Source organism: Arthrobacter sp. AQ5-05, from assembly GCF_003287975.1.
GTDB lineage: Bacteria > Actinomycetota > Actinomycetes > Actinomycetales > Micrococcaceae > Paeniglutamicibacter.
Map to the genome: position 1 here is coordinate 194,553 of NZ_QMKQ01000001.1, position 12,304 is coordinate 206,856.

The 12,304-nt window shown below is 65.8% G+C and carries 12 protein-coding genes; 8 read left to right on the forward strand and 4 right to left on the reverse strand.

The window, feature by feature from the left end; genetic code table 11:
* Nucleotides 1-16: 16 nt before the first annotated feature.
* The 5 genes from DQ353_RS00965 to dnaE all read left to right on the forward strand — a co-directional run bounded on the left by DQ353_RS00965 (nt 17) and on the right by dnaE (nt 6,515).
* Nucleotides 17-322, forward strand: coding sequence for a YggT family protein (locus DQ353_RS00965; protein ID WP_071213501.1), 306 nt, complete (start codon nt 17-19; stop codon nt 320-322).
* Between the two features lie 214 nt (nt 323-536).
* Nucleotides 537-1,226 carry a DivIVA domain-containing protein gene (locus DQ353_RS00970; RefSeq protein WP_113760928.1) on the forward strand — a complete coding sequence of 230 codons (690 nt, stop codon included), beginning with the start codon at nt 537-539 and terminating at the stop codon, nt 1,224-1,226.
* 87 nt (nt 1,227-1,313) lie between these two features.
* A complete protein-coding gene (gene lspA, locus DQ353_RS00975; RefSeq protein WP_113761227.1) occupies nt 1,314-1,916 on the forward strand; it encodes a signal peptidase II in 603 nt (200 codons plus the stop codon).
* Entirely contained in the window at nt 1,913-2,851 is a 939-nt protein-coding gene (locus tag DQ353_RS00980) for an RluA family pseudouridine synthase (protein ID WP_113760929.1), read from the forward strand. Before lspA ends, DQ353_RS00980 begins: the two co-directional genes overlap by 4 nt.
* A gap of 97 nt (nt 2,852-2,948) precedes the next feature.
* Nucleotides 2,949-6,515, forward strand: coding sequence for a DNA polymerase III subunit alpha (gene dnaE, locus DQ353_RS00985; RefSeq protein ID WP_113760930.1), 3,567 nt, complete (start codon nt 2,949-2,951; stop codon nt 6,513-6,515).
* A 36-nt stretch (nt 6,516-6,551) separates the two neighbouring features.
* On the opposite strand, the gene DQ353_RS00990 is transcribed toward dnaE, so the two are convergent.
* The gene (locus DQ353_RS00990) at nt 6,552-7,055 is read right to left on the reverse strand and encodes an SRPBCC domain-containing protein (RefSeq protein ID WP_181578185.1); all 504 of its coding nucleotides are present in this window, start codon (nt 7,053-7,055) and stop codon (nt 6,552-6,554) included.
* A gap of 168 nt (nt 7,056-7,223) precedes the next feature.
* Here DQ353_RS00990 and hisD point away from each other — a divergent pair, with 168 nt between their 5' ends.
* Complete coding sequence (gene hisD / locus DQ353_RS00995; RefSeq protein ID WP_181578186.1) at nt 7,224-8,582, forward strand: histidinol dehydrogenase; 1,359 nt, start codon at nt 7,224-7,226, stop codon at nt 8,580-8,582.
* A 150-nt stretch (nt 8,583-8,732) separates the two neighbouring features.
* Entirely contained in the window at nt 8,733-9,221 is a 489-nt protein-coding gene (gene nrdR, locus DQ353_RS01000; RefSeq protein WP_113760932.1) for a transcriptional regulator NrdR, read from the forward strand.
* A 121-nt stretch (nt 9,222-9,342) separates the two neighbouring features.
* Here the strand turns inward: nrdR and ppgK are convergent, their stop codons facing one another.
* Nucleotides 9,343-10,125, reverse strand: coding sequence for a polyphosphate--glucose phosphotransferase (ppgK, locus tag DQ353_RS01005; protein ID WP_113760933.1), 783 nt, complete (start codon nt 10,123-10,125; stop codon nt 9,343-9,345).
* Nucleotides 10,126-10,178: 53 nt separating this feature from the next.
* Nucleotides 10,179-11,054: a type I methionyl aminopeptidase gene (gene map / locus DQ353_RS01010; protein ID WP_113760934.1), complete on the reverse strand. Its 876-nt coding sequence runs from the start codon at nt 11,052-11,054 to the stop codon at nt 10,179-10,181.
* Between the two features lie 135 nt (nt 11,055-11,189).
* Here map and DQ353_RS01015 point away from each other — a divergent pair, with 135 nt between their 5' ends.
* On the forward strand, nt 11,190-11,384 hold the full coding sequence (locus tag DQ353_RS01015) for an SPOR domain-containing protein (RefSeq protein WP_113760935.1): 195 nt from the start codon (nt 11,190-11,192) through the stop codon (nt 11,382-11,384).
* Nucleotides 11,385-11,407: 23 nt separating this feature from the next.
* Here the strand turns inward: DQ353_RS01015 and panB are convergent, their stop codons facing one another.
* A complete protein-coding gene (panB, locus tag DQ353_RS01020; RefSeq protein WP_286166536.1) occupies nt 11,408-12,262 on the reverse strand; it encodes a 3-methyl-2-oxobutanoate hydroxymethyltransferase in 855 nt (284 codons plus the stop codon).
* Nucleotides 12,263-12,304: the final 42 nt, after the last annotated feature.

The following is a 12,304-nucleotide window of genomic DNA, read 5'->3' on the forward strand; positions in this document are numbered from 1 at the left end:
GGGGTTCGAAGGAATAGTGGAGCTAATTTTCGCACTGCTGTATGTGGTGCTGACGGTGCTGCAAGTCATGTTGCTCTTGCGCATAGTGCTTGATGTCACGGAGTCGTTTGCGCGCTCGTGGCGTCCGCGCGGCATGGCGCTGGTCGCGGTCTCGTTGATCGCCAAGACCACCGACCCGCCGATGCGCTGGTTGCGCTCGCGCATAAAACCGCTTGATCTCGGGGGAATCCGCCTGGATCTGGCGTTCATCATTTTGTTCTTCGCCGTCATCGTGCTCAAGATTATTGTGAACAACCTGGGCATGGCTACGGTGCAGGGATAGGCCTTGAGCGAGGCCTGAATTACGGTGCGACAAGGCCCAAGGCAAGCGACTTTTGGAAAGAAAGTGCGTTGCCTTTAGCCTTTACCGGCCCAGTCGTTATAGTGTTGTCACATTAGGCGCAACGACTGCACCGGGTTGCGCACCAATAAACGGTAAGTGTACTCGTGCCGCACTTCAGCGGTTCGAGGAGAGAACCAAGTATCGAGGTGACCAGATGGCTCTCACGCCAGAAGATGTAGTCAACAAGCGATTTCAGCCGACGAAGTTTCGTGAAGGCTACGATCAGGATGAAGTTGACGATTTCCTAGACGAGATCGTTGTCGAGCTACGTCGTCTGACGCAGGAGAATGACGAACTGCGTCGCCGCCTGTCGGAAGCCGGCATCAGCGAAGGCGAACAGTCCGTTCCTGCCCCTGTGGCGGCCGCACCGGCAGCCAAGCCGGTCGAGGCCGACAAGCCCAAGGAAGCCAAGGCTCCCGAGGTCAAGAAGGAAGAGCCCAAGGCAGCCGAAGCACCCAAGGCAGCAGAGCCGGCGAAGGTTGTTGCAGCAGCCCCGGCCGCAGCCCCAGCCCAGGCTTCCACCGCCGAATCGGCGGCAGGCGTTCTCGCCATGGCCCAGCGCCTGCACGACGAATACGTCTCCGCGGGTGTCGAGCAGCGTGACAAGATCATCGCCGAAGCCCAGGTCGAGGCCAACAGCCTTGTTTCCGAAGCCGAGGAGAAGAGCCGCAAGACACTCTCCGCCCTGGAACAGCAGAAGACCGTCCTGGAGCGCAAGGTCGAGCAGCTGCGTGGTTTCGAACGCGACTACCGTGCACGCCTGAAGACCTACATCGAGGGCCAGCTTCGCGACCTCGAAGCCAAGGGCTCCATGGACACGGCAGACGCCAAGGACAACGGCTAATCTGCTTCACCACTTGCCTCGCATATTGATGGATTAAGATTGTTGGCGGTCGGGTTACCGACCGCCAACAATGCGTTAAAGGACATGATGGAAAACAGCTCCGTACCACCGGCACCACAGGGTGCCGCCAAGCCCGCGGCACCCGGCGCCACTCGGCGCCACCTGGTGCTCGCCACGAGCACCCTGGCCGTCCTGGCGCTGGTCCTCGACCAGTTCACCAAGCGCATCGTTGAAACCAGCATGTACGAGGGCCAGGTGATCGATGTCTTCCCGCCGGTGCTGCGCTGGTACTTCATCAAGAACTCCGGTGCAGCCTTCTCCATGGGTGAGGGCGTCACCTGGATCTTCACCATCATCCAGGCCGCGGTGCTGCTCTATGTCGCGATCTTCCTGGTGCGCAAGGTCCGCGTCTGGTCCTGGGCGCTGGCCCTGGGCGGGCTGATGGGCGGGGTGGCGGGAAACCTCACCGACCGGCTGTTCCGCCCGCCGTCCTTCGGGCACGGGCACGTGGTCGACTTCATCGCCCTGCCGAACTTTGCCATCTTCAACGTCGCGGACATGTTCATCGTCTGTTCGATGGTCGCCATCTGCCTGTTGCTGTTCACGGGCCGAGAATTCGACGGCAGCAGGTCCGGCTCCAAGAACAAGTCCGGGACCGAGTCCGGGACCGAAACGCAGGAGAAGCCGTGAGCGGCGAACGCACCGAAACACTCCAGGTCTCCGCGGAAGAAGCCGGCACACGCATCGATGCCCTCCTGGCCCAGCGGCTGGACATCTCCCGTGGCCAGGCTGCACTGCTGTGCACCGAAGGCAACGTCACCATCGACGGCAGGGTCCTGGGGAAGTCCCGCAAGGCCCCCGCAGGGGCAACCATCGAAGTCTTCATCCCGCTTCGTCCGGACCCACTAGAAATCAGGGTAGAACTCGTGGAAGACCTCAAGATCATTGCCGACGACGATGACTACGTCGTCATCGACAAGCCCGTGGGCGTCGCCGCACACCCTTCGCCCGGCTGGGTCGGGCCCACCGTTGTCGGGGCCCTGATGGCCGCCGGCTACCGGATTTCCACCTCCGGCGCATCCGAACGCCAAGGCATCGTGCACCGGCTCGATGTGGGCACCAGCGGGCTGATGGTCGTTGCCAAGACCGAACGCGCCTACACGGCACTCAAGCGCGCCTTCAAGGAACGCACCCCTAAGAAGATCTACCACGCGGTGGTCCAGGGCCTGCCCGACCCGCTGGAGGGCACCATCAACGCCCCGCTGGGACGGCACCCGGGCCACGACTGGAAGTTCGCCGTCGTCGAGGACGGCCGCGACTCGGTGACCCACTACAAGGTCATCGAGGCCTTCGGCCGGGCCTCGCTGGTGGAGGTCAATCTGGAAACCGGGCGCACCCACCAGATCCGCGTGCACTTCTCGGCACTGCGCCACCCGTGCGCCGGGGACCAGACCTACGGGGCAGACCCGAAGCTGGCCGCCGCCTTGGGGCTGACCCGGCAGTGGCTGCACGCCCAGCGCCTGGGCTTCTTCCACCCGGTGAGCGGCGAATGGGTCGAATACACCAGCGACTACCCGCTGGACCTGAACAACGCCCTGGAAATGCTGCGCGACGGCAACTTCTAGGTCCTTCGGCGGCACCCGCGGCACGGCTTCGGGTGCCGCTATTCACATCCGGTTCGATTGGCCGGCATTGCTTGACGCAACGGCCTAGACTGGATCGGTGGCTAGCTCTAATCGCGATGGATTCGTACACCTTCACACGCACACCGAATACTCAATGCTTGACGGTGCTGCGCGCCTGACAGAACTCTTTGAAGAGACCAACCGGCTCGGGATGACCGCCCTGGCCACCACCGACCACGGCTATTTGTTCGGGGCCTTCGACTTCTGGTCCAAGGCAACCGCCGCCGGCGTCAAACCGATCATCGGCATCGAGGCCTACGTCACCCCGGGCACCGCCCGCGACGACAAGACCCGCGTAAAATGGCGCACCGACGAGTCCCAGCGCCGCGACGACGTCTCCGGCGGTGGCCTCTACACCCACATGACGCTGTTGAGCTACAACAACACCGGGATGAAGAACCTGTTCAAGGCCTCCTCCATCGCCTCGCTCGACTCGGTCTTCGGCAAGTACCCGCGCCTTGACCGGGACCTGCTGAACACGTACCACGAGGGCATCATCGCCACCACCGGCTGCCCTTCCGGAGAGGTGCAGACCAAGCTGCGCCTGGGCCAGTACGCCGAGGCCAAGGCGGCCGCGGCCGAGTTCCAGGACCTGTTCGGCAAGGAAAACTACTTCTGCGAGTTCATGGACCATGGCCTGGACATCGAACGCCGGGTCACCCAGGACCTGCTGCGCCTGGCCAAGGAACTGGACATCCCGCGGCTCGCCACGAACGACCTGCACTACACCCACGAGCACGACGCCCCGGCCCACGAGGCCCTGCTGGCCATCAACTCGGGTTCCACGCTGGACGAGCCGACGTACGACCAGGGCGGTTCGCGCTTCGCCTTCTCCGGATCCGGCTACTACCTCAAGTCCCCGGCCGAAATGCGCCACCTGTTCAGGGAAATGCCCGACGCCTGCGACAACACGCTGCTGATCGCCGAGCGCGCAGAGGTCTCCTTCGACACCAGCGCCAACTACATGCCGCGCTTCCCCTGCCCGCCCGGGGAAGACGAGACCAGCTGGCTGATCAAGGAAGTCGACACCGGACTGCACTACCGCTACCCCAACGGCATCCCGGACGACGTACGCCGCCAGGCGGACTACGAGCTCGACGTCATCATCAAGATGGGCTTCCCCGGCTACTTCCTGGTCGTGGCCGACTTCATCAACTGGTCCAAGGACAACGGGATCCGCGTGGGACCGGGACGTGGTTCCGGCGCCGGCTCCATGGTCGCGTACGCCATGCGCATCACCGACCTGGACCCGTTGCTCCACGGGCTGATCTTCGAACGCTTCCTGAACCCCGAGCGCGTCTCCATGCCCGACTTCGACGTCGACTTCGATGATAGGCGCCGCTCGGAAGTGATCAGGTACGTCACCGAGAAGTACGGCGACGAACGCGTGTCCATGATTGTGACCTACGGGTCGATCAAGACCAAGCAGGCGCTGAAGGATTCCTCGCGCGTGCTGGGTTACCCCTTCTCCATGGGCGAGCAGCTGACCAAGGCCCTGCCCCCGGCCGTCATGGCCAAGGACATCCCGCTCAACGACATCGAGGACCCCAAGTCCAAGCGCTACTCCGAGGCCGGGGACTTCCGCCAGCTGGTGGCCACCGACCCCGAGGCCGCGCGCGTCTTCGAGACCGCCAAGGGCCTGGAGGGGCTCAAACGCCAGTGGGGCGTGCACGCCGCGGGTGTCATCATGAGCTCGGACCCCATCATCGACGTCATCCCCATCATGCGCCGCATCCAGGACGGCCAGGTCATCACCCAGTTCGACTACCCGACCTGTGAGGGCCTGGGGCTGATCAAGATGGACTTCCTGGGCCTGAGAAACCTCACCATCATTTCCGACGCCCTGGAAAACATGAAGGCGAACCAGGGCGTGGACCTGGACCTCGAGCGCCTGGAGCTGGACGACGCCGGCGCCTACGAGCTGATGGCCCGCGGCGACACCCTGGGCGTCTTCCAGCTCGACGGCGGGCCCATGCGCTCGCTGCTCAAGCTCATGCGCCCGGACAACTTCGAAGACATCTCCGCGGTGCTCGCGCTCTACCGCCCGGGCCCGATGGGTGCCAACTCGCACAACAACTACGCATTGCGCAAGAACAAGCTCCAGGAAGAAACGCCGATCCACCCGACGCTCCTGGAGCCGCTGCGGGAGATCCTGGGCGGGACCTACGGCCTGATCGTGTACCAGGAGCAGGTCATGTCCATCGCGCAGAAGCTGGCCGGCTTCTCGCTGGGCCAGGCAGACATCCTGCGCCGCGCCATGGGCAAGAAGAAGAAATCGGAACTGGACAAGCAGTTTGCCGGTTTCTCCCAGGGCATGCTCGACAACGGGTACACCATGGAGGCCGTCAAGGCCCTCTGGGACATCCTGCTTCCCTTCTCCGACTACGCCTTCAACAAGGCGCACTCGGCCGCGTACGGGGTGATCTCCTACTGGACCGCGTACCTCAAGGCCCATTACCCCTCCGAATACATGGCAGCCCTGCTGACGTCCGTCGCGGACGACAAGGACAAGACGGCCATGTACCTGAACGAATGCCGGCACATGGGCATCACCGTACTGGCCCCCGACGTGAGCGAGTCGGCGCTGAACTTCACACCTGTCGGCACCGACATCCGCTTCGGCATGGGGGCGATCCGCAACGTCGGTGCCAACGTCGTCAACGCCCTGGTCGAGGCCCGCAAGGAAAAGGGCAAGTTCGAGAACTTCGCCGATTTCCTGCAGAAGGTCCCGGCCGTGGTCTGCAACAAGCGCACCATCGAATCCCTGATCAAGGCCGGGGCCTTCGACTCCATGGGCCATGCGCGCCGCGCCCTGGTGGCCATCCACGAGGAGGCCGTGGATTCGGTCATTGCGGTCAAGCGCAACGAGGCGGCCAACCAATTCGACCTGTTCAGTGCCTTCGACGACCCCACCGCCGCTGCGGGCATGACGGTGGCCGTGCCGGATTTGCCGGACTGGGAAAAGAAGGACAAGCTCGCCTTCGAACGCGACATGCTGGGTCTGTACGTCTCGGACCACCCGCTCAAGGGCCTGGGCGGACTGCTGGCCCAAAACGCGGACATGTCCGTCACCCAGGTGCTCTCCGACGACGGGCCGCAGGACGGCCACACCGTCACCATCTGCGGCATGATCACCTCGCTGCAGCGCCGTATCGCCAAGAAGTCCGGCAACCCGTACGCACGCTGCGAGATCGAGGACCTTTCCGGGTCCATGGAAACCATGTTCTTCGGCAACGCCTACGCGCCCATTGCCAACGTTTTGGCCGAGGATCTGATCGTGGTGGTCAAGGGACGGGTGCAGAAACGCGACGACGGCTCCATCACGCTCAACGCCCAGGAACTCACGGTCCCGGAGATCAGCGAGGACGGCGAGGGCGGGCCGGTGGTCATTTCCATGGCCAACCACAAGGCCACCGAGGAAGTCATCTCCGCGCTCGGAGACGTGCTGCGCGTGCACCAGGGCACCACCGAGGTGCGCGTGAAGCTGCACAGCACCCGCGGGACCTCGCTGGTGCGCCTGGGCATGGAATACCGGGTCAACCCGAACTCGGCGCTCTTCGGGGACCTGAAGGTGCTGCTGGGCCCCACCTGCCTGGACGGCTAGGGTGCGGGTCCCGGCTGCGCCGCGGCACGGGCGCTGCTACGGCTGCGCGGGCGCCGCGGCGTAGGCATCGGCCAGCGCGGGATAGAACTCGTCCCACGACACCTCGTCCGGGTTTTCCCCCAGCGTGTGGGCGATGGCCCGTTGCATGTAGTACTCCCAGCCCGGCCCCATGTTCCGCGGGTCGTCCGCATCACCGAGCACCTGGTGGAATTCCAGCTCGCATCCGCCGGCGGCCGGCCTGATCACCAGGCCCATGCCCCAGCCGCCGAACTTGCTGGTCGTGGTGTACTCGAGTTCGTGCGGCGCCCGGCACCGGGTGATGTCCAGTTCCTCGGGATCCGATTCCTGCCCGCCCTCGAGCATCGAGAAGGTGTGCTTGCCGGTGGCCTCGTCGGTGCGCAGCACCCCGATCCACCCGGCCAAGGCCGTGGCGTCGGTGAAGGTTTCCCACAGCCGTTGCGGGGATACCTCCACGGAGCGGGTGATGACGATCCGGGACTTGCCCTCGTGTAATTGTGTCGATCCGTGTGCCTCGCGCATGGTCAAGTGCTTCCTTTGCCCGTCGATGGTTTGGTCCTGGAAGCAGCCTAGGCCACCGGGCCCGGCGGCGGACAGGAACATGGGGCCGGAGGCACGGGGATTACGGCGCAGGAGTCCTCTGTGGCCACGGCTGCCGCACCGGGCCCCGGCTCGCGATAAACTGGCGTGGTGACTTCCAACGTACGCCCCCAGACCTTTTCCGCCCTCCAGGACCTCGACCTGCGAGGTGCCGCCCTGGACCATGCAAGCCTCAAGGCGGTGCTGCCGCGCCCGGAACTGAACTTCGCCACCGCGGCAGAAGCGGTCGAATCGATCATCCGCCGCGTGCGCACCGAAGGATTTTCCGCCCTGTCCGAGCTGGCCGAGCAGTTCGACGGCGTGCAGCAGGACCACACCCGGGTTCCGGCAGAGGCCATGGAACGGGCCCTTGCCGAGCTCGACCCCAAGGTGCGGGCAGGCCTGGAAGAATCCATTGCCCGGGCCCGCGTCTTTGCCGCGGCCCAGGTGCCCGGCGAGACCCGGGTCGAATACGGCGCCGGTGCCACCGTCACCCAGCGCTGGGTCCCGGTGCGCCGGGTGGGCCTGTACGTCCCGGGCGGGCTGGCCGTGTACCCCAGCTCGGTGATCATGAACGCGGTGCCGGCCCTGGCCGCGGGCGTCGGCTCCCTGGCCATCGCCTCGCCCCCGCAGAAGGAATTCGGCGGGCTGCCCCACCCCGTGATCCTGGCCGCCGCCCAATTGCTGGGGGTCGCCGAGGTCCACGCCATCGGCGGGGCCCAGGCCATTGCCGCCTTCGCCTACGGCGTTCCGGCCCGTGCGGGAATGGACCCGGCACTGGCCATCGAGCCCGTCGACGTGGTCACCGGACCCGGGAACCTCTTTGTGGCCACCGCCAAGCGCCTGGTCAAGGGCGTTGTCGGCATCGACGCCGAGGCCGGGCCCACCGAGATCGCGATCCTTGCCGACGCCACGGCGAACCCCGCCTTCATCGCCGCCGACATGGTCTCCCAGGCCGAACACGACCCCAACGCCGCCGCGGTGCTTGTCACCGATTCCCCCGAGCTCGCCGAGGCGGTGCGCGAGGCGCTGGAAGACCAGTGCGCCACCACCAAGCACTCCGAGCGGGTGCGCATCGCCCTGGGCGGGAACCAGTCGGCGATCATCCTGGTCGACGACGTCGCCGCCGGGCTTGCCGTGTGCAACGTGTACGCGGCCGAGCACCTGGAGATACACACTGCCAACGCGACAGCCGACGCCGCAAGGATCACCGCGGCCGGTGCCGTGTTCGTCGGACCCAACGCCCCGGTGAGCCTGGGGGACTACTGCGCCGGCTCCAACCACGTCCTGCCGACCAGCGGCACCGCGGCCTTCGCCTCGGGGTTGAACGTGAACACGTTCCTGAAGGCCATCCAGGTCATCGACTACGACCGTGCCGCCCTGGCCGCGGTGGCACCGCACGTGATCGCGCTGGCCAACGCCGAGGACCTGCCGGCCCACGGGGATGCGGTGGCCATCCGCTTCCCGTGAGGCGCCCGGGGCAACCGGGCCGCCATTGTGCCCGATTGTGAGCCCAACCACAACATGTGGTAATCACATTGTTGTGATTAGGCTATATATGGCCCTAAACTGATCCCGGGCACGTATGTGCCCGGCAAAAAGACCCGAGGAAGGGGTGCCATGTACTGTCCCTATTGCAGGCACACCGATTCGCGTGTTGTGGACAGCCGATTGACCGATGACGGCACCGCGATCCGCCGTCGGCGGCAATGCGCCGCATGCGGACGCCGGTTCAGCACCGCCGAGACCACCAGCCTGAACGTGCTCAAGCGTTCCGGGGTGGCCGAGCCGTTCAGCCGCGCGAAGGTCATCAATGGCGTGCGCAAGGCCTGCCAGGGCCGGCCCGTCACCGACGACGACCTGGCCGTACTGGCCCAGGAAGTCGAGGAAGCGGTGCGCTCCAGCGGAGCGGCGGAAATCAACGCACGCGAGGTCGGGCTGGCGATCCTTGCCCCGCTGCAGCGCCTCGACGAGGTGGCCTACCTGCGCTTTGCCAGCGTGTACCAGGACTTCAAGTCGCTCGAGGACTTCGAGTTGGCCATCGCCAAGCTGCGGGCCGAACGCGAGACCCGGCCGGTGGGGCACCAGCGCCCGCTGGGCGCCCGCTAAGGTCCGAAGGACCCGGCGGGCCCGTGGCATCAACCGCAAACGGCGGGCTGCATTGTTGTCCCTTCACGGAAACGTGAATGGGGATGGCAGGGGGCCCGCCATTGTTTTGCGCCCGTGGGGACTAGGAGAGCGCCGACTGCAGTGCCGCACCGACGATGCCCGCGTTGTTCTTGGACTTCGCCGTGGTGATCGGGGTGGCAATCGAAAGCTGCGGCAGGTAGTCGTCGGCGCGCTTGGAGATCCCGCCGCCAATGATGAACAGGGTGGGGGAGAAGAGGAACTCCACGTGGGAGAAGAACCGCTGCAGGCGCACCGCATACTCGTCCCAGGAAAGGCCGTCGCGTTCGCGGGCCGACGCGGAGGCGCGGGCCTCGGCGATGACCGAGTCGATTTCCAGGTGCCCGAGCTCGAGGTTTGGCACCAGCACGCCGTTGTGGATCAGGGCCGAGCCGATGCCCGTGCCCAGGGTGATGACCAGAACCGTGCCGTCGACGCCGACGCCCGCACCGAAGTGCACCTCGGCCAGTCCGGCGGCGTCGGCGTCGTTCATGACATGGACCGGGCGTCCCAGCTGCCCGGTGAACAGCGCATCGACGTCCGTGCCGATCCACGACTTGTCCACGTTGGCCGCAGAGCGTGCCACGCCGCGGTGGATGATCGCCGGGAAGGTGACACCCACCGGGGTCCCTTCGCCGGGGGCATCCCCGCGGGCATCGAGCTCGGCCACGATCTTGGCCACGACCTCGGCCACCGCGGCCGGGGTGGCCGGCTGCGGGGTGTCGATGCGGACGCGTTCGCCGATCAGCTTCCCGATCGAGAGGTCGACGATGCCGCCCTTGATGCCGGTGCCGCCGATGTCGATGCCGATGGCCAGGGGAGTCGGGGTGGATGCGCTGTGTGTCATGCGGTTGGGTTTCCTTCTCGAACGGGTACTTGACGGGGCGGTGGTGCCCTGCGCTAGGGCAGGGTCAGGATTTCGGCGCCGTCCTCGTTGACGAGCAAGGTGTGTTCAAATTGCGCGGTCCGCTTGCGGTCCTTGGTGGTGGCGGTCCAGCCGTCGTCCCACATGTCCCACTCGATGGTGCCCAGGGTGAGCATGGGTTCGATGGTGAACGTCATGCCCTCTTCGATGAGCTGGCTGTAGGCCGGTGCGGCATCGTAGTGCGGGATGATCAAGCCGGTATGGAAGGATTCTGCCACGCCGTGCCCGGTGAAGTCCCGCACCACGCCATAGCCGAAGCGTTTTGCGTAGGCCGAGATGGTGCGGCCGATGACGTTGATCTCCCGGCCCGGCATGACCGACTTGATCGCCCGGCGCAGGGACTCCTCGGTCCGCTGGACCAGCAGCCGGGATTCCTCGTCCACGTCCCCGGCCAGGAAGGTGGCGTTGGTGTCGCCGTGGACCCCGCCGATGAACGCGGTGATGTCGATGTTCACGATGTCCCCGTCCTGCACCACGGTGGTGTCGGGGATGCCGTGGCAGATGACCTCGTTGATCGAGGCGCACAGCGACTTGCTGAAGCCGCGGTAGCCCAGGGTCGAGGGGTAGGCCTTGTGGTCCAGCAGGAACTCGTGCCCGATCCGGTCAAGCTCGTCGGTGGTGACACCAGGGACGATGGCCCGGCCGACCTCGGCCAGTGCCTGGGCCGCGATCCTGGAGGCCACGCGCATCTTCGCGATGATCTCGGGGGAGCGGACCTCCGGGGCATCGGACTTGCGCGGTGCGGGGCGCCCGACATACTCGGGGCGGGGGATCGAGGCGGGGACGGTTCGTTGCGGAGTGGGGGTCCCTGGAACCAGGGAACCAATGGGCGCGGTTGAAGCTAAAGGCATGGTTTCCATTCTAGCGGTGTGACGGGGCCCCAAGCCACGGCGCATTCCCGTTTCGCAAGGCATCCCGCGGCCTCCCGGCGGTAGGGTGGGGAGATACCGAGTCACGGTGCAGGAACGAAAGGTGGGTCAGTCCCGATGAGTGGAGCATTGCCCGGCGAGGGCGAATTCTGGTTCAACATCACCACCGGCCAGGTGGAGTCCGGTCCGCAGGCGGATTGGTCAAAGCTCCTGGGCCCCTACAAGTCGCGGGCCGAGGCCGAACTTGCCATGAGCAAGGTGCGCGAGCGCAACGAACAGTGGGACGAGGCGGACGAGGAAGACGAAGAGTAGGAAAGGGAGCGGGCGAGGGCCGGCTACTGTCCGAACTCGTGTTCCGGGCCCGGGAAGACGCCGCCAAGGACCTCGTCGTGGTACGCCGCGGCGGCACCAGCCACCACCGAGCGCAGGTCCGCGTACTTCTTCACGAAGCGGGCGCCCTTGCCCGCGCCGAGACCGAGCATGTCCTGCCACACCAGCACCTGCCCGGTCGGGGCGCCGCCGGCACCGATTCCCACGGTGGGAACGTGCAGGGACGCATCGACCCGGGCTGCGGTTTCGGTGGGAACCATTTCCATCAGCACGGCAAACGCACCGGCGGCCTCCAGCGCCTGGGCATCGGCAACCATCGCATCGGCCGCATCGCCGCGGCCCTGCACCCGGTAGCCACCCAGGGCATGTTCGGACTGCGGGGTGAAACCGATGTGCGCCATCACCGGCACACCGGCGGCGACCAGCGCCCGCACATGCGGGACAAAGTACGCCCCGCCCTCGAGCTTGACCGCCTGCACCCCGCCCTCCTTCATCAGCTTCACCGCCGAGGCCACGGCCTGTTCGGGAGACACCTCGTAGGAACCGAAGGGAAGGTCGCACACCACCAGTGCGCGCTTGGCCCCGGAAACCACCGACTTTGCGAAGACGACCATGTCATCAAGGGTGATCGGCAGCGTGGAGGAGTATCCCATCACGGTGTTTGCCGCCGAATCGCCCACCAGCAGCACCTCGATGCCGGCGGAATCGAAGATGGACGCCATCATGGTGTCGTAGGCGGTCAGCATCGCGAACTTCGCACCCTGGTCCTTGGCCGATTGCAGGTGGTGCAGCCGGATGCGCGCGGCGGATGCGGTGCCTGGGGAGGCCGGACTTGCTGGTGTGGAAGGATGAGCACTCATGGGCAAGAGACTAATGCACATCCAGGTGAAGCGGTCGTTCCG

Excerpts from the sequence above, each read along its gene's own strand:
- DQ353_RS00970 (WP_113760928.1), top strand. The coding sequence starts at position 537 with ATGGCTCTCACGCCAGAAGATGTAGTCAACAAGCGATTTCAGCCGACG.
- lspA (WP_113761227.1), top strand. The coding sequence starts at position 1,314 with ATGGAAAACAGCTCCGTACCACCGGCACCACAGGGTGCCGCCAAGCCC.
- DQ353_RS00990 (WP_181578185.1), bottom strand. The coding sequence starts at position 7,055 with ATGCGCGAGGCACACGGATCGACACAATTACACGAGGGCAAGTCCCGG.
- nrdR (WP_113760932.1), top strand. The coding sequence starts at position 8,733 with ATGTACTGTCCCTATTGCAGGCACACCGATTCGCGTGTTGTGGACAGC.
- ppgK (WP_113760933.1), bottom strand. The coding sequence starts at position 10,125 with ATGACACACAGCGCATCCACCCCGACTCCCCTGGCCATCGGCATCGAC.
- map (WP_113760934.1), bottom strand. The coding sequence starts at position 11,054 with ATGCCTTTAGCTTCAACCGCGCCCATTGGTTCCCTGGTTCCAGGGACC.
- DQ353_RS01015 (WP_113760935.1), top strand. The coding sequence starts at position 11,190 with ATGAGTGGAGCATTGCCCGGCGAGGGCGAATTCTGGTTCAACATCACC.
- panB (WP_286166536.1), bottom strand. The coding sequence starts at position 12,262 with ATGAGTGCTCATCCTTCCACACCAGCAAGTCCGGCCTCCCCAGGCACC.